Below are 22,332 nucleotides of genomic sequence, written 5' to 3'. Positions count from 1 at the left end.
TCTTAAATAGAAAATTTTTAAAATTAGTTGACATAAAGATGGATTCCACGTATAATAAACACATGTATTTTTAGAAAAAACAAAGGAGAAAAATTATGTCTTTATATTCAAGAATTCCTCTACTAGCTAGATTAGTATTGGCTTTAGTACTAGGGGTTATATTTGGGAATATTTTACCAGAAGTATTAATTAAAGTGCTAGTTACTTTTTCAGGTTTGTTCTCGTCATTTTTAAAATTTGCAATCCCATTAATTATAATTGCCTTTATTATACCGGGAATTAGTCAAATTTCATCTAATGCAGGAAAATTATTAGGTCTTTCTACTGGAATTGCCTATGTTTCTACATTACTTGCAGGAACTTTAGCTTTCTTAGCTTCACAAGCTGTAATTCCTAATATTTTGCAAGGCTCTGCCCTACAATCATTAGCTAATCCAGAAGATTTATTAATTTCTGGTTATCTTTCTTTAGAAATACAACCGGTATTTAGTGTAATGACAGCCTTAGCTTTATCGTTCGTAATAGGTATTGGAATTTCGGTCTTAAAGTTAGAATCTATGAAAAAAGCATTTGATGATTTTGGTAAGATTATAGAATTATTACTGAATAAATTAATTATTCCCTTATTACCATTTTATATTTTAGGTGTGTTTACTAACCTTACAAAATCAGGTGAAGTATTTAAAATTTTAAAAGTTTTTGCTTTAGTATTCATACTTATTTTGATACTGCATGCAATTATTATCTTATTCCAATACTTTGTAGCAGGAGGAATAAGTGGGCAAAATCCATTCAAAATGCTTGCTAAGATTATACCGGCTTACATTACAGCAATAGGGACTCAATCATCAGCAACAACAATCCCAGTAACATTAGAATCTACAAAGAAAATGGGTGTTGATAAGTCGGTAGCAGGATTTACTGTCCCATTATTTGCAACTATTCACTTATCAGGATCTACAATTACTTTAACTACTTGTGCAACTGCTGTTTACTGGCTACAAAATGGATACCAGTTTCCTGACGCAGCAACAATGGTTAAATTCTTAATTCTGTTAGGAATTACGATGGTTGCAGCACCAGGAGTTCCTGGAGGGGGAGTAATGGCAGCATTAGGACTATTGCAAACAGTCCTTGGATTTAATGAAGTGATGTCGTCACTAATGATAGCTTTATATATTTCTCAAGATTCATTTGGAACAGCTGCTAACATTGCAGGAGATGGTGCCCTATCATCAATTGTAGATAGAGTTAATAAAAAGTTTTTTAAAGAGTAGGCAATAGCCTGCTTTTTTATTTTATTAAATAAACTTTTAATGAAAATTGAAAAATAGTATTTTATATGTTACTATAGTCAAAGATTTATATTAAGAAAGGAGAGAATATGAATAGCGTATTAAGAATTTTTAAAAGAGATAAGTTGCGAGTTTTCCTTGTTATATGTACATCCATGTTAGGTAATTTACTTACCTTGTATCCCATAACTAGAGTATCTTATATAGTAGACTCAATAGCTAATTCTACACTTACATTTGATGATGTTATAAGGGAAATATATATATTAATTTTAATAGGAATAAGCAAATATATAATTTCTTCTATAAGTGACTATTTTACATTCATAGGATATTACAATACTATGAAGAATGTCAGTGAAGATGTACAAAAATCAGTCTACAAACATACACCTATTTTATTTAATCGTATTAGTCCAGGAGAACTTATAAGTAGGTCTACTAATGATATTGTAGATTATATCAGTCCGATTGCTTCTTTTGGATTGTTTTGTTTTATGGAGGGGGTTGTCTATAATTCTTATATTACGGTCTTGATTTTTTCTAAATCAACTTTGATCTACACTTTATTAATTATAGCTCCTTACGTAATTCAAACAATATACTTATACAGAAGAAAGTCATATCAAGAAGTTTACTATGATAAAATGTTAAAAACTATGGATAAAATTACTGATGAAACCTTAGAAAATGTTAAGGGAGTAAGAGTAATTAGAACTTATAATTTACTAGCTAAAGTTAGAAAATCATTTGTTTCTAAATTGAATATCTATACAGACAATAATTTAGAATATATGAAAAAGGTAAAGTTATTCCAACCAATCAATATGCTTTCAACAGCAGTATCTTATATGATAGCTGTGATTTATGGTTTTTATTTAATTAAAAATGGAGAGATGACAATTGGTGGTATGATGTCAATTTTCTTAGTTCTAACTTTGATACAATGGCCTTATATTGCTTTATCACAATTTATTATTTCATTTATTGAAACTAAAAAAGGAATGCAACGTATAGAGGAAATTGAAAATCAAGAAGTATTAGTAAATAACAAAGAGGCTAAATATGAACTTAACTTTCAAGAAAAGATTGAATTCAAAGATTTTAATTTCAAATATGAAGACAAGCTAGTTCTTAAGAATATCAACTTGACTATTGGAAAGGGAAAGACTATAGGAATTGTGGGTAAGACTGGTTCTGGGAAATCAACTCTTATTAAGCAGTTATTAAGACTATATCCAATACAAAATCAATCAATTTTCATTGATAATAAGGCTATTGAAGAATATTATGACTATTCAATAAGAAATTCTATGTCAGTAGCTTTCCAAGAATATCAATTATTCTCTAAAAGTCTAAAAGACAATATATTATTCTATAGAGAAAATTTAGAAGATAAGTTAGAAGAAGCATTAGTTAATGCTGATTTAAAGAAAGACGTAGATAAGTTTACTGAAGGAGTGGATACCCTAATAGGAGAGAATGGATTATCTCTGTCTGGGGGACAAAAACAAAGGATAGCTATAGCTAGATCCTTGATTTCAAATCCAGAAATTTTAATCTTGGATGATTCATTGTCTGCAGTAGATGCTGCAACAGAAAAAAATATTATAGAAAATATTAAAAATGAAAGACAAGGGAAAACTAATATTATAGTGGCACATAGAGTTTCCGCGGTAAGACATGCTGATAAAATAGTAGTTTTATCAGATGGAGAGATTATTGGTCAAGGTAGGCATGAGGAACTTATAGAAACTTGCGACTGGTATAGAGAACTTGATGAATATCAAAATAAGGAGGCAAAGAAAAATGAAGAAGAATAAGAATAATGCGAGTTTACTTTTTCAATTTGTACCTTATATGAAAAAGGCAAAAAAAGACTATTTTATAGGTCTTGTTACGGCCTTATTAGCTGTATTAGGGTCTGTTATAGCAGTCTACTTACTATCAAAAGTTTTTGATAAGGTAGAAGGAACAATCACTGAACAAATAATTTATAGATCCCTAATCATAGCAGCAGGATATGGAGCAACTCTGATTTTATCTGGGTTATTGACTTATGTAAGAAATATTTATCTAATTAAGGGAGCTAATGCTGTATATGTAGCTATTCAAGAAAAAATTTATGACCATATCCAAAACTTACCGATTTCATATTTTGATAATATGCCGGCAGGGTCGGTAGTATCACGTATTACATCAGATGCCAATGTTATTAGGAACTTTTTTGTTAATACTTTTGTAAATATATTGGTAGTAGTTTTAAAATTGATATTTATTTATACAGCTTTATTCCTAGTAGATATATATTTCGCATTAGTAATGCTTCTACTAATACCTTTGATGTATCTTCTAATGTTTATATACAATAAAATCACAGCTGATACTATAATTGAGTATAGAAGAACATATTCAACAGCCAATGCTATAATCAATGAGTCTTATCAAAATTTAGAAGTAATAAAATCATTTAATAAAGAAGAGGAGAGTTTAAGGTACTGGCAAAAGGTAAATGACGAAAGATATAGTTTGGGTTCAAAAATCAATAGAGCAGATGCAACTCTACTTCATACATTCACAGGTTTTCTGCAAATAATGATTTTTACAGGGATAATTTTCTACTATGCTTATTCATACTTTCATGATAATGTATTTGGATTAACGCTAGGGGTAATTTATTTATTTGTAGCCTACACACAAGATATTATATATCGTATAACGGATTTTACTGCAGAAATTTCTGTATATACAAGAGCGGTAGGGGCAGCAGTTAATATTAACGAAGTTTTGAAGCTTGAAAGGGAAGATGATGATGGAAAAATTTCTGAAAAGGACAATTTCCAAGGAAATATTGAATTCAAAGATGTCTACTTCGCTTACAAAGATGATAGATATGTCCTAAAAAATATTAATCTAGAAATTAAGGAAAATCAAACAGTAGCTTTTGTAGGTTCAACGGGATCGGGTAAATCTACAATTATGAACCTACTTATAAAATTTTATGAAGCAAATAAAGGACAGGTTAAAATTTCAGGTATTGATGTAAAAGATTATACCAGAAGCTACTTAAGAGAAGAGGTTGCAATAGTTCTGCAAGATTCTTTTCTATTCGAAGGAACTTTACTGGATAATATATCTCCTAAAGGGGATAAAAAGCTAGCAAAAGAGGCACTAGAAAGAGTGGGTGGAGCTTTTATTTTAGAAAATAGAAGTCTAGACTCAAAAGTAGAGGTAGGGGGAGCCAACTTCTCGACAGGAGAGAAGCAACTTATCTGCTTAGCTAGAGCCCTGGCAAAGAATCCAAAAATTTTAATATTAGATGAATCAACAGCTAATGTTGACAGTGAAACAGAGCAATATGTGGGTAGAGCTATTGAAGAATTGAAACAGGGACGTACAACTTTAATAATTGCCCATAGGTTGTCAACAATTAAAAATGCTGATAAAATATTTGTTCTTCATTACGGAGAAATAGTAGAGTCAGGAAGCCATCAAGAATTATTGAATATGGGTGGAAGATACAATAAAATGTATAGGACACAAACAAATTCATAATAGATATTGTTTAAGTTTTTGATGAGATAGTGCTTAAGATCTGTAGATATTTTAATGAAGACTAAGATAAGCCAGCTTATCTGAAAACATAAGATAAAATAAAGAGAGTGGATTACTCTCTTTTATTTTGTTTATATATGCCAGTATATGTTAAAATATACTAGTTATATTATATTTTAAATAGGTGTTTTATGAATGGAAATAAAGAGTTAAAAGAACTTCTAGAAATCCAAGAAGTTAAAGTGTATTATGAAAAAATAAAAAAAAGAAAAATATCTTTAATTGCTAAGAAAATATTTGATAAATTTTTAGCATTTTTTATGTTACTACTAGTCAGTCCTATATTTGTTTTTATCGCAATTTGGATAAAATTAGATAGTAAGGGTCCAGTATTTTATAGACAGCCAAGGATAACGCTTTATGGAAAAGAATTTAAAATATTTAAATTTAGAACCATGGTAGAAAATGCAGATAAACTAGGGACAGCAGTAACTTTACAAGATGATCCTAGAATCTCTAGGGTAGGTAGAAAACTTAGAAAGTTAAGATTAGATGAACTGCCACAATTAATAAATATTTTATTAGGAGACATGTCTTTTGTAGGAACAAGACCGGAGATTGCTAAGTATGTAGATAAATATTATCCGGAAATGTATGCAACTTTACTATTACCTGCTGGAGTGACATCGAAAGCAAGTATCAAGTATAAGGATGAAGATCAAGTCTTAGAAAAATGGATTAGCCAAGGTATGGATGCGGATCAGGCCTATATAGAAAAAGTTTTACCAAATAAGATGAAATATAACTTAGAATATTTGGAAAATTTTTCATTTATAGAAGATATCAAAATAATGATAGCTACATTCTTTGGAGTTTTAAAGTAGGAGGAAGAATGACAAAATTAACTATACCATTTTCACCGCCTGATATAAGTCAAGCTGAAATAGATGAAGTAATAGCGAGCTTAAAATCAGGCTGGATTACAACAGGACCAAGAGTAAAAGAACTTGAAAAAAAATTATCAAACTACAGCAACACAAGTAAAACAGTATGTTTAAATTCAGCAACAGCAGCTTTAGAGATGATACTTAGACTATTAGGAATTACTTCAGGAGATGAAGTAATTGTTCCGGCAATGACTTATACTGCATCTTGTTCAGTAGTTTATCATGTTGGAGCAAATCCAATAATGATAGATATAGAAAAAAATTCTTTTGAGATGGATTATGATAAATTAGCTGATGCAATTACTGAGAGAACCAAGGCAATTATAGCAGTAGATCTAGCTGGTATTCCTTGTGATTATGACAAATTATTTCAAATAGTAGAAAAGAAAAGATCCTTATTTAAAGCGAAAAGTGAATATCAAGAAAAATTAGGAAGACTAGCAATCATTGCAGATGCAGCCCATGCTTTGGGTTCTGTATATAAGGGGCAAAAAGTAGGATCTATTGCAGACTTTACTGCTTTTTCATTTCATGCTGTTAAAAATTTTACTACAGCAGAAGGAGGGGCAGTAACTTGGAAAGAAAATTCTAATTTTGATGATAATAAATTATACAAGGACTTTCAAATCTATTCTTTACATGGACAAACAAAAGATGCTTTAGCCAAAACAAAAACAGGATCTTGGGAGTATGATATTTTAATTCCAGCCTATAAATGTAATATGACAGATATAGCTGCTGCTATCGGACTTGTACAATTCGAGAGATACCCAAGTTTGTTGCAAAGACGTTATGATATTGTAGACAAGTATGACACTTTACTTGCAGGAACAAATATTGAATTTTTAAAACACAAGGGAGAAAACTATTTATCATCTCATCATTTATATATTACCCATGTGAGAGGTGCTAATTTAGAACAAAGGAACAAAATTATTACTTTAATGGCAGAAAGAGGTATAGCTACCAACGTTCATTATAAACCACTTCCTTTATTAACAGCTTATAAAGATAAAGGTTTTGACATAGTAGACTATCCAAATGCCTATAGATACTTTGAAAATGAGATTACTTTACCACTTCACACGAAATTAAAAGATGAAGATATAGAATATATTGTTGATAATTATAAAGAAGTAGTTATGCAAGTACTAGGAAAACAAGATGGACTTAATTAGTGTTATAGTTCCAGTTTATAAGGTTGAAGACTATCTAGAGAAATCTGTAAATTCAATAATAAATCAAACTTATAAAAATTTAGAAATAATTTTAGTGGACGATGGTTCACCCGATAGGTCCGGTCAGATTTGTGACCAATTAGCAAAGAAAGATGATAGAATAGTAGTTTATCATAAGGAGAATGGTGGAGTTTCAGCGGCTAGGAATTTTGCCTTAGAGAAAGCTAGGGGAGCTTATATTAGCTTTGTAGATTCAGATGATTATCTTGAGTTGAATATGCTAGAAGAGCTTTATAATATTGCTATTAAAGAAGATGCAGATTTTGTAGAATCTAATTTTAATTTAATTTTGAGAAGTAAAAAAAGAAAGTATACAGAAGAAAATTACTATTTGAGATTAGATAAGAAAGAATATTTGAAAGAATATTTATTGATGGATAAATTATTTGGTGCATCATGGGGGAAAATAATAAAAGCAGATTTGGCCAAGTCTATTTTATTTCCTATAGACCAACCCATATATGAGGATATGGAATATCAATATCAATTGATAAAAAAATCTAATAAGATAATTTTAACTAGTCAGCAATATTATAATTATGTTGTGAGAAAAGATAGTGAAACAAATTCGGATTTTAAGGAGAAAAATATGTATTTATTGGATATCTTGAATGAGATAAAAGACTATACCCTATCAAATTATCCAGATTTAGAAAATGAAGTGAGATCTAGAGAAATGTATGCATATTTTGGAATTTTTAATCAGATTATTATGCTAGATAATTACAAAGAAAATAAATATTACTATCAAGTAAAAAATTATCTTAAAAAAAATTTAATTTATATTTTAAAAAATCCTTGTATTAAAAGAAACAGAAAGATATCAACTTTATTATTAGTAGTCAGCACTAGATTATATAAAGTAGTCTTAAAAACATATGGAAGGTTGAATTGATATGTCTGAGTTAATTAGTATAATCGTCCCTGTATATAAGGTGGAAAAATACCTAGAGCGTTGCGTAAATTCGATATTAGAACAAAGTTATACTGAACTTGAAATAATATTAGTCAATGATGGATCTCTAGATAATTCGGCAATAATTGCCCAAGAATTGGCGACTAAAGACGATCGTATAGTGCTTTATCACAAAGAAAATGGTGGTTTGTCAGATGCCCGTAATTACGGAGTATCCAAAGCCAAGGGGGCTTATATAGGTTTTGTAGATTCTGATGATTATATCCATGAAGATATGTATAAAAATCTTTATGAATTAATAAAATCAGAAGATACGCAAGTTGCAGAATCAAATGTAGTGAGAATATATGGAAATCAGGAAAGACCACATTATTTAGGAAAAGATTATAGAAAGACTATATCCTCTAAGGAATATCTGAGAGAATATCTTACTATGGAAAAAGTCTATGGTTCTGTATGGTGTAAATTAATAGATGCTAATTTAGCCAAGGAATTGACTTTTCCTAAAGGTAAATATTATGAAGATATTTATTATAATTATGACCTAGTTCAAAAAGTAGATAAGATAAGTATTACAAGTGAGCCATATTATTACTATTACATTAGAGAAAATTCAATAACGACTGAAAAATATAGTCCTAAGCAATTAGACCTTATTGAAATAGTTGAAAAATTGGATATGTATGTAGGAGAAAACTATCCTGAATATAAAGAAGAAAGTTTTATAAGGCTGGTCTATGCATATTTGTCTACATTCAATCATATGATTGTGGAGGATAATTATGAATCCATAGAAAGTTTTGATAAAATTTATAATTTTTTTAAAACTAATAAATCTAAAATTTGGTCAAGTAATAAAGCAGAGAAAGCATTAAAATTATCGGTGCTATTATTAAGTATAAATCTTAGTCTTTATAAATTTTTATTTAAAAAATATAAGGCAAGAAGGATTTTGAATTTATAGTGAAATACAAGTTCTAGCTATAATTGAAAAATATTTTAGACTAAAAATTAATAGATCATAATAGTAGTAATTAAAGTAGCAGAAGTTATTTTATTAGAAACTTATTTTTCTAAAGAGGAATTGATATTTGAGAAAAAATAGGAGGTGAAAGTGTGCTGAAAGTAATCAATAATAATTTTAACAATATTGTAAGAGTTTATCTAGCGGTCAGTATTTTTGCATATTTAATATATTTGATAGCTCCTTTAGTGTCCTTGATTATGAATACGCAGTTATATAGCTTTCAGAGATATCTGGCTGTAGCTGGAATAGGGATAATAGTCTATGATTTATTGTTTTTTAGAAGTGGATTTAAGACTAAGTATGCAATCTTTCTATATGGACTGCTTGTATCTGCTGGGATATCTTCAGTTATGGCTATTGAATATGGTATTAAGGAGAATTTATTTGATATTATTTGGCTGTTGATTTATATTTACATATACTATTCCTATGCTGAAAGAGTGGGTCTAGAGCAGGTAAGAAAAGATATAGACTTTATGTATAAGCATTTTCTTATAATTTGGTTTATAGCTGTAGCTTTTTCTATATCTACTTATCTTTTCAATACATCATTTAGAATTTCAGCCAATCCTTATAACAGCTATCTTACAAGGCAAGGTTTTATGGAAAATAGATTATTTGGTATCTTTATGCCCTTAATCATATCTGCTATGCTATCAGGAATTTTAATAATATATGGAAGTATGAGATATCCCAAGAAAAAGTTGATAATTTTTGTTAACTTAGTATTTTTCATACATATAATATTGACAGGATCAAGGGCAGCTTTACTCTCTTTAATGACGGTATTTGCTTTATTGATTTTTTATAAGGTTTTTACAAAATATTTCCTAGGAAAAAAAACTATATATAAAATATTTATGTCTTCTATAATATCCCTTGCTCTGCTAGGGGGCTTGTTTTTAGGGACACAAATTTTAAAAACAACTTTGTCTTATTTACCAACATTTACAGTATTTAAGGATAATTCTATGTCTTTTAAATCATTATTAAGTAAGCAGCCGAATCTTATAGTAGATGGTTTAGAAAATGAAGGTTCAGAGAGTTTGAAATCTCATGTAAATGCAGAAGAATTGCTAGATAGAAAAGATATTGATAAATCTAATATCTCTAATGGAAGATTGAGTATTTGGGGAGACTATATTAATATGTATAAAGATATTTCTATTTTCGGATTATCTCCAAGTAATTATTCAAAATATATTCATGAACACTATCAAGATTTATTTATAGTTCAGTTTATTAAATCTAATCATCAAGATACTTATAATGTTGGAGGGGTCTATCATCCACACAACACCTATTTAATGGCTTATGTGACGAGTGGTTTAGTAGGTTTAGTATGTTTTACTCTAGTATTGTTATTAATGGTAAGAGATACACTTGCTAGATTATTTAAAAAAGAAAATGCTTATTTATTATTAGTTACAAGTATACTTGTATTTTGCCTTTTAAATGGTCTATTTGATTCTATAATATTATTTTCTAATGAAATAGTAACAGCCATAAGCTGGATATTTTTAGGTCTATTGGCACATATATTAAAAGAAGCTAAGTAATAAATAAAACTACTTAACTTCTTTTTAATTTATTCTTTATAGTCTTTAGTATTTCTTTAATAATAGAATCTCTAATAAAGTATAAAGATAAGAAGTAGGTTAGACTAGATAGTAATATTTTAGAAGAAACATTCAAGATATATTTTAAAGATAGATTAATATCTACAACTATAAGCTGGTCAATTAAGAAAGAAATTAGTATAAAACTGATAGAAATAAGCAAATATTTGTATAAGTTATGGAAAATAGGTTTTATATTTGCTAGTTTTTTTCTTTTTATGAATATAATATAAAAAATTAATACCAAGCTTTCTGAGATAAATGTAGTTCCAATATAATATTCTGCTGAAAAAATAGATGATTTGTATAGAAATATTTTTAGCAATAGATTGAGGAGTCCGGCAATAGAAACAAAGATGGTTATATATTTTTCATATCCTTTTATAAAAATTATGTGCACACCTAGTATATTATATAAGGCTAGCATAATAGATCTCAGAGAGAAAATTGCTATTACAATTCCTGCACTCAGAAATTTTTCACCACCATATATAAGTGCAATATCATCTGATAGAATAAATATTCCCATTGTCAGTGGTACAGTGAAAAATAGGAAAACTTGAGCTCCTTTATAAAGAAGTTTCTCGTATTCAATGTTATTGTTTTCTCCAAGATAGTAAGATAATCTGGGGATATTGACAGAAATAGCTCCAGTAATAATACCGGTTATAATCATAACTATATTTTGAGCCATTACATAATCAGCTATATAGATACTAGATTCAGCCTTGGATAAAAATAACCTATCTAGAGTAGAAAATAAGATGCTAATATTGGCTAATATAAGCATAGGTAATAAGATATAGAATAGTTTTTTTAATCTTGAAAATGGAACTTTAACAAGTTTAACATCTCGCTTTATCCATATAAATGATAATAGTAGATTTAAAACTTCGGCAAGAGTCATTACAAAAGCATATGCAAGTAAATCGTCAGGATTTCTAATCATGATGAAGGTCAGAGAAAACATAGTTATCCTTACTATAATCGTCTTATAGAGAATAAAGCTATAGTTTTCAAATGCTTCATTAAGCCATTCTATAGATAAGAATTGACAAAATAACTGAAAACCTAAAATATAGTAAGTATAAAGCAAACTAGTATAATCAATATTGCTAAAAAAATTGATGTAGATAAGATAAAAAGAAGACATCAAAAAAGTAGCAATAGAAGATACATAAAATAACTCAGAGAATAGTTGGTTTATATGTGATTTATCATTTTTAACTTTACTTATATTTCTTATACCATAGTTATAGACTCCTAAAGTAGCTAGGGGTACTAAAAGTTGAACTAATATATTTGCAGAGTCAAAGTAACCAATATTTTCTTTAGATAAAGTTCTAGCTATATAAGGCCCAGTTATTAAAGGGAATACTATATTTAAAATTCTAACCATTATTGCAGCTAGAGCGTTAAGTTTTAGACTTTTCATACAAACTCCTAATTTTTATTATTAAAATTATATCATAAAAGTTAAATATGATATAATTAATAGATGATATAGATAAGTAATAAATACAGTGAGGGGGAAGTAGATGGAAAAAATTGATATAGTTGTTACTTGGGTTGATGGTACAGATCCTAAATGGCTAAAAGAAAAATCTAAATATGTTGCAGAAAAAAGTTATTCAGAGGCAGATAGTAAGAATCGTTATAGTCCATCTGATTTGTTTAAGTATTGGTTTAGAGGAATAGAAAATAATATGCCTTGGATTAATAAGGTATTTTTTATTACTTATGGGCATATACCAGGATGGCTTAACAAGAATCATCCTAAATTAAAAATAGTAAGACATGCAGACTATATACCTAATGAATATTTGCCTACCTATAATTCTAATATTATAGAACTGCACCTACATAGAATTAGAGAATTGAGTGAGAAGTTTATCTTATTTAATGATGATGTGTATGTAATTGCTAAGCTGGAGAAAGAGGATTTTTTTGTGGGAGATAGGGTAAGGGATTTAGCCATTTATAAACCCATAATTCCTTACGGAAGTTTTAGTCATACGCAAATTAATAATACAATTATTATGAATAAATATTTTAGTAGTAAAAATGAACTTAAGAAAAATCCATTGAAATTTTTTAGATGGGGAAATGGAAAACATAATATAAATAATTTAGTAGCCTTGTTATATCCAGGTATAATAGGTTATATGGCTTCTCATATAGCACAGCCTCATCTTAAATCAACTTTCAAGAAAGTGTTTGAGTTAGAGAAAGATATACTACCAGAAGCGGAAAAATCAAGATTTAGAACGGAAAAAGATATATCACATTATCTAATGTCCCATTGGAATATAGAAACAGGTAAATTTCTCCCTAGAGATTCAAATTTTGGAAGATTCTTTTTAAACAGCGAATTAGAAGATATAAAATTAGCATTAAAGAATAAGAAGTATAAGATTATTTGTATAAATGATGATTTAGAAATGGATGCTCGAAAGAGTGATAAGGAATTAGAAGAAAGTTTTTCTAAATTGTTTCCTAATAAGTCGGAGTTTGAGTTATAATTGATTTCTTGAATGTCTATGATAGAATGAAAAATTGAAAGAGTCGGCTTGTAGCTAGGCCCAAGTAGAATAGGGTTTAGATAATAGTTTTGAACATATGTATAAGAATTCCGTCATTTTTTAAACAAAAGTTTAGACGGTTTTTTGTTATGTATAGTACAATATAAAATACCAAGTAGTTAGTGTAAGGTATCTGTATAGCAAAATATAGATAAACTCTATTTTATTGATTATTATGAACAAAATTTAGATGTTTTCTTGGATGCCTATCTATAAGGTTACCCTAGGCTCAAATAACATTAAAAACTTTTATTCTACGAGTAGATTAGAAAATATTAGAATTTAAAATAAGAGAGTATAATTATAGAAATATTTAAAAAACATTGAAATAAAGGTGAATAGATGGAAAAGTATGGAATAAGTGTTCTTCTTTCGGTCTATAAAAAAGAGAATGCAGAGTATTTAAGAGGGGCTATATATAGTATAGCTAGACAGACTAGAATTGTGGATGAAATAGTCATAGTAGAAGATGGTCCACTTACTGATACCTTATATGCAGAGCTTGAATATTTAGAAGAAAGATTTGGAAGATTAATAAAAAGATATCCTTTAAAATCAAATGTGGGATTAGGCCTTGCTTTGAAGTATGGAGTAGAAAGATGTGCTAATGAACTTATTGCTAGGATGGATACTGATGATATAGCAATAAGTAATCGTATAGAAGTTCAAGAGAAGGCTTTCCTAGAAGATCCCTTTTTAGATATAGTTGGAGGGCATATTGAAGAATTTGATACAGATCCAGAAAATCCTCATTCTAAAAGATTGGTTCCCTTAAGTCATGCAGAAATAGTGAAATATCAAAAGAAGAGAAGTGCTTTTAACCACATGACAGTAATGTTTAGAAAATCAGCAGTATTAAGAGCAGGAAATTATGAAGATGGACTTTATATGGAAGATGATTTACTATGGCATAATATGATAGCGACTTTTTCAAAAACTAAGAATATAGATATGATTTTATGTAAAGTGAGAGTCGGAAACGGAATGTATGAAAGAAGAGGTGGATTAGACTATTTTGAGTATTATAAAGAAGCTAGAGAAAAGATGTTGGCTAGAAAGCAAATTTCTTATAAAGATTATATCCTAAGTCTAGCTATTCAGCTAGGAGTGGCGATAGTACCTAACAATGCAAGGGAATTTATCTTTAAGAAGTTACTTAGAAAATAGAATTGTAATAAAGAAGACCTTTAGAAGTTTATACTACTGGAGTTTTTTTATTTGGGAAGAGTGAGATTAAAGCTACAGAAATATAATTTAAGTTATTCTTAAATCTAGGTATCATAGAAATTAAAAAATATGTACTAAAAAATAGATGTTTATAAATGTGTATAAACAAGTTGTTGAAAATTAATAAAATCTAACTGTCCGAAAATTTACTTTAAATAGATTGGAGAAAAGATCGGTGAAATTATTGATATATTGATGCCAGAGTGATATAATTAGTTGGGTTATTATATGGAAAAATTAGGAGGAAAAAATGGATTACAAAATAACCAAAAGAGTTCTAAGTATAGTACTAAGTGTTCTATTGATAATCATTACGTCACCTATTATGCTTGTTACCTATTTGCTAATTCAAATTTCAGGTGGAAATGCAGTTTATACACAAGATAGAGTAGGGATTAATGGAGAAAAATTTAAAATATATAAATTTAGAAGTATGGTTAAAAACTCAGATTCAATCTTAGAAAAAAGAATATCTAGTGGGGAAGTCGATGTGCTTGGAGTAAAGGATAAAAATGATGATAGAATAACTAAAATTGGAAAAATTATTCGTACTACATCAATAGATGAATTGCCACAGCTTTTCAATATTTTAAAAGGAGATATGGCAATTGTGGGTCCAAGACCATTAAATGAAAATGAGACTGAAAGAATTAGTAAATTTTTAGATATAGAGAAGAAAAACTCAATTAGACCAGGACTTGTTTGTTATTGGCAAGTAACGAAGAATAAAAATGACATGCTGTTTGAAGAGAGAATGGCTTTAGATATGAAATATATTGATGAAGTAAGTCCTATAGTTGATATTAAAATATTTATACAAGCTATAAGAGTAGTACTTTCATTAGGAAATCATTAGGAGAAAATTTTAATGGATGTGAAAATCTTAGTGGGAGCCCACAAAGAAGTGGACGTGCCTAAATCAGATATTTATTTACCTATACAAGTAGGAGCAGGGCTAAATAATATAGTGACAGAATATCAGAAAGATAATGAAGGAGATAATATCTCTGCAGATAATCCTTATTTTAGTGAACTAACAGCTTTATATTGGGCTTGGAAAAATTTAGATATTGACTATATAGGTCTAGTTCACTATAGAAGGTATTTATCTACAAGAAAACACAAGTATAGTCCGAATAAAAAATTAGAAGAACTTATTGTTAGGAAAGAAGATTTAATTTCATTGCTAGGTGAGGATAATATCATAGTTCCGGCAAAAAGAAAATATTACATTGAGTCTTTATATAGCCATTATGCTAATACTTTTGATGCTAAGCATTTAGATAAAACAAGAGATATTATAAGTGAAACTTGTTCAGATTACTTAGCTAACTTTGATAAGGTTATGAAACAAAATCATGGATATATGTTTAATATGTTCATAGCTAACAAAAAATTAGCAGATCAATATTGTGAATGGTTATTCCCAATTCTATTTGAACTACAAAAGAGAGTGAGTGTTGAAGGTCTAACTCCATTCGAAGCAAGGCTATTTGGTAGAGTTAGTGAGAGATTATTCAATGTTTGGTTAGATAAAAATAATATCAGAACAACAGAACTACCTTTATATGACCACTTTAAAGTAAATTGGCTAAAAAAAGGCTCGGCATTCCTAACAGCTAAGATATTTAAGAAAAAATATGAAAAGAGTTTTTAGGGGTACAAAATGATAAGAATAGATATAAATAAATTACTGTTCACGATAGGATATGTAGTAATTCTTATTAAAATTTTTATAGATTCATCGACAATCCAAGCAATCCCTTTTTTTGAACTAATAAAAAATAACTATACTGCACCAGCTACGATAATATTAATAATTTTATCATTATTTAAAATTAATTATATAAGAAATATAAGTTTAAAAAATCTTATAGGGCTAATTTTAGTATTTTCTTCATTGCTTCTAAGTATTTATTTTTCTCAATCATCTTCTTTGCGATATCTTATGTTTTTAATATTTCTAGCTTTCAATATAGAGTTAAGATACATTGTAAAAACATTTTTAATAATTAAGCTACCAATTGTTGTATTATTAATAAGCCTAAGTTTATCGGGAGTAATAGAAAATTTTGAGTTTATTGACAAAAATAGAGGTGCTAGATATGCCTTTGGAGCTATATATGCAACTGATTTTGCTGCTTCTATATTCTATCTTCAAATGGCCTACTACTATTTGAGAAAGAATATAAATATATTGGAAGTATTAGTAAGTAGTGTGATTACATATTTAGTATATATATATACAGGAGCAAGGGTAAGTGTTATATTGATGACATTAGCTATAACAATTTTTTATTTGGCTGGAACAAGGTTTTCTTGGATAGTTAAGTCTATTTTTAAAAATAAAATTATGTCCTTCATTTTTGTAATTGGCTTTGCAATTTCAACAATATTAAGTTATACATATTCTTATACTGATAAGACAATGGTATTATTAGATGAATTCTTATCAGGACGTCTAAGATTGGGGAATTTAGCTTTTAATAATTATGATATAAAACTTTTTGGGCAAAAAATAATATTGCAAGGAAACGGATGGACACAGCATGAATGGGATTCTAGCATAGGATACAATTTTATAGATGCTTCATATTTACAGTGGTTATTTATCTATGGAATAGCAGTAACTGTTATATTATTAGTTCTATTAGTTTTAGTATATAAAAAGGGAGTAGAAGTAAATAATTTACCTTTAATTATGATTTTAAGTTTGATAGCAATTTCAGGTGTGATTGATCATCATTTACTAAATTTGGGAATGAATCCATTTATTTTTGCATTGGCAGTAATTATTTTTAACAGGGATAAGGTTGATAAATTATGGGCTTAAAATCACTAAAACTTAATTTTATTATGAATATGATATTAACGGTTTCTAATTTCTTATTTCCTTTAGTGACATTCCCTTATATTTCTAGAGTTTTACAAGCAGAAGGTGTAGGTAAGGTAACTTTTATTGCTTCTGTTATCGCTTATTTTGCACTTTTCGCACAATTAGGTATACCAACATATGGAATTAGAGCCTCTGCAAAAGTAAGAAATAATAAAGAAAAATTAGCAAAAACGGTTCAAGAAATATTTTTGATTAATTTAATCATGACAATTTTAGTGTATACTATATTAGCTGTTGTTTATTTAAAAGTAGATAGAATAAGTCAAGATGGTACTTTGTTTGTAATAACAAGTTTGACTTTGCTATTTAACTTAATTGGAATGGAATGGCTATACAAGGGGCTAGAGGAGTATGCTTATATAACTATTCGTTCAATTATATTCAAACTTCTTGCAGTTATATTTATGTTTCTATTCGTTCACGATATAGAAGATTATGTAATTTATGGTGCCATAACTATTTTTGCTGCGTCAGCATCGAGCATATTAAATTTTATTAATATTAGAAAACATGTATCTTTCTATTCAATAAGAAAAGATTACAATTTAAAGCAGCATATGAGGCCAATTTTAATATTCTTTACCTTGTCTTGTGCGACAACTATATATACAAATTTGGACACGGTGATGCTAGGTTTTATGCACAATGATATTGCAGTTGGTTATTACACTACATCAATCAAAATAAAATATATTTTATTGAGTATTGTTACTTCATTAGGAGTAGTATTACTCCCAAGATTATCATTTTATATTCAAAATGGTGATAAAGATAAATTTATGGAATTGTCTAATAAATCCTTCCAATTTCTAACGATTATTGGATTTTCCATAACATTATATTTTATAATTTATGCAAAAGAAGCTGTATATTTCTTAGCGGGAGAAAGTTTTAAGGAATCAATACTCCCCATGCAAATAATACTACCTACAGTAATTTTGATTGGTATTACAAACTTATTTGGTATTCAAATATTAGTACCATTAGGAAAGGAAAAGTTGGTAGTTTACTCTGTTATAGCGGGAGCAATTATTAACTTAATATTGAATATTTGGTTAATTCCTCAATATTCATATTTAGGGACAGCTTTTGCTAACTTGATAGCAGAATCTGTTGTGCTTTTAGTACAGATGTATTTTATACGTGACATGATAAAAGATATAGTTAGTGGAAATAATTATATATCAATTATTTTTTCTCTAATATTGGCATCTATAACGTCAATAATGAGTGTTAGCTTTATAGATAGTGATTTTTCTATTCTAATTGTATCAGCTGTGACATTCTTTGTGACTTATTATGTAATTTTACGAATGATGAAAAATAAGTTCGTATTAGATATTGAAAAACAAATTTTTAGAAGATTTTAAAGGAGGTATTCATTATGTATGATTATTTAGTAGTAGGAGCTGGTCCTTACGGAGCGGTCTTCGCACATGAGGCAACAAAAAAAGGAAAGAAGGTTTTAGTAGTAGAGAAGAGAGACCATATTGCTGGTAATATTTATACAGAGAGGGTAGAAGGGATTAATGTTCATAAGTATGGTGCACACATATTCCACACGTCTGACAAAGAAATTTGGGATTATGTAAATAGTTTTGTAGAATTTAATAATTATATAAATGCACCTGTTGCAAGATATAAAGATGAACTATATAACTTACCTTTCAATATGAATACATTCTCAAAAATGTGGAATATTAAAACACCGAAAGAAGCTAAAGATATCATTGAGAAGCAAAAACAAGAGATTACGGGAGAGCCACAGAACTTAGAGGAGCAGGCTATTTCCCTAGTAGGTCGTGATATTTATGAAAAATTAATCAAAGGATATACTGAAAAGCAGTGGGAAAGAGATTGCACGCAAATACCGGCCTTTATTATTAAGAGATTACCAGTACGTTTCACATTTGACAATAATTATTTCCGTGATAGATATCAAGGTATTCCAGTGAATGGATATACAGAGTTAGTTGAAAAATTATTAGAAGGAATTGAAGTGAGAACAGGTGTAGATTTCTTAGAAAATAGAGAAGAATTAAGAAAACTTGCTAAGAAAGTAATTTATACTGGACCAATTGATGCTTACTTTAATTATGAATTAGGAGAATTAGCATATAGGTCTATTCATTTCGAAAACGAAATCTTAGATACTGATAATTTCCAAGGGAATGCAGTAGTAAATTATACGGAAAGAGAAGTTCCTTATACAAGGATCATTGAGCACAAGCATTTTGAATTTGGTGAGCAAGAAAAAACTGTAATTAGTAAAGAATATTCAAGAGAATGGAAATTAGGAGATGAACCATACTATCCAATAAATGACGCTAAGAATAATGAGTTATATCAACAATATAAAGCGTTAGCAGATAAAGAGGAAAATATCGAATTTGGTGGACGCTTAGGAGAGTACAAGTACTACGATATGGATAAAGTAATTCGTTCATCATTAGATTTTTGTAAAAAAGAATTAAAATAATGTTATGAAAATATTAGATATTAATGGATAGATTATTCGAAAGTCTAAATGATAGAACTAGTAGTATATGTTCTTCTAAGCTATATAAATTGAATGAATTCCAGTCTGATAGTAGATGGGTATGGATTTTAGTATAGTTACTGTATACAATCCATATATCTATATTTTTACCCTATTTGGGCTATTTTTAAACCTTTAAATTTATTTTCTTGGCAGATATATATAAGGAACTTTTAGATATATCTATATATGTATAAGGGATTTTTTCATTAATAGGATTTATGTTCATTTTTGTAAAGAATAATTATTAGTAATAACATCTATGTAAATAATTGTGTTATACAGAATTAAACTAAAATAAAGAGTTAAGGAGAACAAATATGAAATTGTACCAAATTGTTGATACGATTGATAATAGAATGCACGCCGGAACTAAAGCGGTATCAGATGTAGTTAATATTCTAGAGAAGATTAACTTTGATTCGATTTTTATCTCTAGAGGACAGGAAGAATTAGATATTTTTTCAAAGATAAAGAGACAGATTGGGTTTTATAAACAGTGGAAAGGTGTGTATAAAAAAATTGAAAATGATTCTTTGTTACTTATTCAACACCCCAATAACACTATGCAATTTGGAAAAAGACAAATACTTGATAAGTTAAAAAAGGAAAAAAATGTAAAAATTGTATTTATTATTCATGATATAGAAACTTTACGTTTTAAATTAGATTTCTATGCGCGTGAATATAAGGATATGGTAGATTTTGCAGATATTATTATTGCACATAATCCTGTCATGAAGTCATGGTTAATCGGACAAGGAATAGATAAGGAAAAAATTGTCTCATTAGAAATTTTTGATTACCTAATACATAAATTTGATAAAAGCGAAACAATTTTTTCGAAAAGAGTTACTATAGCAGGAAACTTGGATGTTGAGAAGAGCCCTTATGTTTATAAATTAGCAGATTTGAAAAATATTCAATTTGACTTATTAGGTGTTAATTATAAGCAAAAGAATCAAATTAGTAATATAAATTATAAAGGTTCTTTTCCACCTGATGATGTACCAAATCAATTAGTTTCAGGATTTGGATTGGTTTGGGATGGAGATTCATTGGAAACTTGTTCGGGAGTTACAGGTAACTATTTACGTTACAATAACCCACACAAATTGTCTTTATATCTTGCATCTAAAATGCCAGTAATTGTTTGGGCTGAATCAGCAGAAGCAGCTTTTGTAAAAGAACATAATCTCGGTATCAGTGTTCATTCTTTAAAAGAGTTAGAGGACATTTTAGGTAATATGACAGAAAAAGAATATAAAAATTATGTTAATAGTGTTGAAGAAGTGTCTAAGAAAATTCGAGCGGGACATTACTTAACTCAGGCTATATATAATTCCATAGAAAAACTATTAAAGAAGACACAGTTCTAAGGGTTATCTCTTAGAACTTTTTTATATTAAGTTTAAATGAAACTATATAATTTATAGAAATATAATCGATATAATGGTATAATTAAAAGATATAATGTGCAATTTTATGAATAGTAAGAAAAAATATTTTTAAAATATGAGGAGTAATATAATGAATAAAGCTCTAATTTCAGTAATAATTCCTGTGTACAATGTAAAAGATTATTTAGAGGACTCTGTAAAATCAGTTAGAAATCAAACTTTAAAAAATATAGAAATAATTCTTGTTGACGACGGTTCAACAGATGGTTCTTCTGAATTATGTGATAGGCTTGCTAATGAGGATGCTAGAATAAAAGTTATTCATAAAGAAAATGGTGGAGTGAGTGATGCCAGAAATGTAGGAATGGAAGGATCAAATGCAGAATATATAGGTTTTGTAGATTCAGATGATTTTATAGAGCCAAATATGTATGAAATTTTATATAGAGAAATTGAAGATAGTAAAGCAGATCTGGCTTATTGTGATTATCAAAATGTAGAAAATATCACGGATAAACCTAAATATAGTGAAAAAAAAGAAAAGTTTGTTTACAGTGGAGAAGAAATTATAAAAAATGTATTGTATTCTAATAATATTACAATGCACCTATGGACAAAATTATATAAGAAAGAAATTGCCTTAAAGCATAAGTTTCCTGTTGGAAAAACATATGAGGATGCTTTTTTTACGATTCCTTATTTTCTGGATTGTAAAAAGGCAGTAGAAATAAGACAACCATTATATAGATATGTAAAAAGACAAGGAAGTATTGTCAATTCTCCGTATACTAAGTCGGATTTAGCTGTTCTTGAGGCGCATAAGATTAATTATAATCTTTTAAAAAATAATCCCAAATTTTTAGAAGGAGCAGAATATAGATTATATTGGAGTAATTTTTATATTTTAGATAGAATGTTAAAGACTGACAACTTTGATGATTTAGAAAATAAGGAAAAGGTTATAAAATTTTTAAAGGGAAGGTATATTGATATTTTAAAAAACAAGTATGTTAAAAATCCTAGAAAATTGGCTATGACAATGCTTATGATAAATGAAAATTTATATAAATTATTATTGAAGCTTAAGTAAT

18 protein-coding genes are annotated in these 22,332 nt (G+C 28.4%); 17 read left to right on the top strand and 1 reads right to left on the bottom strand.

Going from position 1 to position 22,332, the window contains the following annotated elements:
* The first annotated feature begins 95 nt into the window (after positions 1-95).
* From HZY82_RS01390 to HZY82_RS01355, 8 genes are all read left to right on the top strand, one after another.
* Entirely contained in the window at positions 96-1,277 is a 1,182-nt protein-coding gene (locus HZY82_RS01390) for a cation:dicarboxylate symporter family transporter (protein ID WP_135156466.1), read from the top strand.
* A gap of 107 nt (positions 1,278-1,384) precedes the next feature.
* Positions 1,385-3,118, top strand: coding sequence for an ABC transporter ATP-binding protein (locus HZY82_RS01385; RefSeq protein ID WP_135156467.1), 1,734 nt, complete (start codon positions 1,385-1,387; stop codon positions 3,116-3,118).
* Positions 3,105-4,850 (top strand): ABC transporter ATP-binding protein, encoded by a 1,746-nt coding sequence (locus HZY82_RS01380; protein WP_179938463.1) that lies wholly within the window; start codon positions 3,105-3,107, stop codon positions 4,848-4,850. The genes HZY82_RS01385 and HZY82_RS01380 overlap by 14 nt, the downstream gene beginning before the upstream one ends.
* A gap of 191 nt (positions 4,851-5,041) precedes the next feature.
* Complete coding sequence (locus tag HZY82_RS01375) at positions 5,042-5,734, top strand: sugar transferase (protein ID WP_135156469.1); 693 nt, start codon at positions 5,042-5,044, stop codon at positions 5,732-5,734.
* 8 nt (positions 5,735-5,742) lie between these two features.
* A complete protein-coding gene (locus tag HZY82_RS01370; RefSeq protein WP_179938461.1) occupies positions 5,743-6,975 on the top strand; it encodes a DegT/DnrJ/EryC1/StrS family aminotransferase in 1,233 nt (410 codons plus the stop codon).
* Positions 6,962-7,930: a glycosyltransferase family 2 protein gene (locus HZY82_RS01365; RefSeq protein WP_135156471.1), complete on the top strand. Its 969-nt coding sequence runs from the start codon at positions 6,962-6,964 to the stop codon at positions 7,928-7,930. The genes HZY82_RS01370 and HZY82_RS01365 overlap by 14 nt, the downstream gene beginning before the upstream one ends.
* A gap of 1 nt (position 7,931) precedes the next feature.
* Positions 7,932-8,915, top strand: a complete 984-nt coding sequence (locus HZY82_RS01360; RefSeq protein WP_135156472.1) for a glycosyltransferase — start codon at positions 7,932-7,934, stop codon at positions 8,913-8,915.
* A gap of 152 nt (positions 8,916-9,067) precedes the next feature.
* Positions 9,068-10,537 (top strand): O-antigen ligase family protein, encoded by a 1,470-nt coding sequence (locus tag HZY82_RS01355; RefSeq protein ID WP_179938459.1) that lies wholly within the window; start codon positions 9,068-9,070, stop codon positions 10,535-10,537.
* A 13-nt stretch (positions 10,538-10,550) separates the two neighbouring features.
* Here HZY82_RS01355 and HZY82_RS01350 read toward each other — a convergent pair whose 3' ends face one another.
* A complete protein-coding gene (locus tag HZY82_RS01350) occupies positions 10,551-12,032 on the bottom strand; it encodes an oligosaccharide flippase family protein (RefSeq protein ID WP_135156474.1) in 1,482 nt (493 codons plus the stop codon).
* Between the two features lie 103 nt (positions 12,033-12,135).
* Between HZY82_RS01350 and HZY82_RS01345 the strand changes: the two genes are divergently transcribed.
* The 9 genes from HZY82_RS01345 (at position 12,136) to HZY82_RS01305 (ending at position 22,331) form a co-directional block, all read left to right on the top strand.
* Entirely contained in the window at positions 12,136-13,119 is a 984-nt protein-coding gene (locus HZY82_RS01345) for a stealth family protein (RefSeq protein WP_135156475.1), read from the top strand.
* A gap of 402 nt (positions 13,120-13,521) precedes the next feature.
* Positions 13,522-14,346 carry a glycosyltransferase gene (locus HZY82_RS01340; protein ID WP_179938457.1) on the top strand — a complete coding sequence of 275 codons (825 nt, stop codon included), beginning with the start codon at positions 13,522-13,524 and terminating at the stop codon, positions 14,344-14,346.
* Between the two features lie 310 nt (positions 14,347-14,656).
* The gene (locus HZY82_RS01335; protein ID WP_179938455.1) at positions 14,657-15,262 is read left to right on the top strand and encodes a sugar transferase; all 606 of its coding nucleotides are present in this window, start codon (positions 14,657-14,659) and stop codon (positions 15,260-15,262) included.
* 12 nt (positions 15,263-15,274) lie between these two features.
* A complete protein-coding gene (locus tag HZY82_RS01330) occupies positions 15,275-16,063 on the top strand; it encodes a DUF4422 domain-containing protein (RefSeq protein ID WP_179938453.1) in 789 nt (262 codons plus the stop codon).
* Between the two features lie 9 nt (positions 16,064-16,072).
* A complete protein-coding gene (locus HZY82_RS01325; protein ID WP_135156479.1) occupies positions 16,073-17,239 on the top strand; it encodes a hypothetical protein in 1,167 nt (388 codons plus the stop codon).
* Positions 17,230-18,672 (top strand): flippase, encoded by a 1,443-nt coding sequence (locus tag HZY82_RS01320; protein WP_135156480.1) that lies wholly within the window; start codon positions 17,230-17,232, stop codon positions 18,670-18,672. The genes HZY82_RS01325 and HZY82_RS01320 overlap by 10 nt, the downstream gene beginning before the upstream one ends.
* 14 nt (positions 18,673-18,686) lie before the next feature.
* Complete coding sequence (gene glf / locus HZY82_RS01315) at positions 18,687-19,781, top strand: UDP-galactopyranose mutase (RefSeq protein WP_209304980.1); 1,095 nt, start codon at positions 18,687-18,689, stop codon at positions 19,779-19,781.
* A 380-nt stretch (positions 19,782-20,161) separates the two neighbouring features.
* Positions 20,162-21,220, top strand: a complete 1,059-nt coding sequence (locus HZY82_RS01310; RefSeq protein ID WP_179938451.1) for a sugar transferase — start codon at positions 20,162-20,164, stop codon at positions 21,218-21,220.
* Between the two features lie 151 nt (positions 21,221-21,371).
* A complete protein-coding gene (locus HZY82_RS01305; protein WP_167753227.1) occupies positions 21,372-22,331 on the top strand; it encodes a glycosyltransferase family 2 protein in 960 nt (319 codons plus the stop codon).
* Position 22,332: the final 1 nt, after the last annotated feature.

Origin of the sequence: Gemella sp. GL1 (assembly GCF_013415365.1) — a bacterium.
Taxonomy (GTDB): domain Bacteria; phylum Bacillota; class Bacilli; order Staphylococcales; family Gemellaceae; genus Gemelliphila.
The sequence above is the reverse complement of the archived record's forward strand: the minus strand, read 5'-3'. Positions and strand labels throughout refer to the sequence as shown.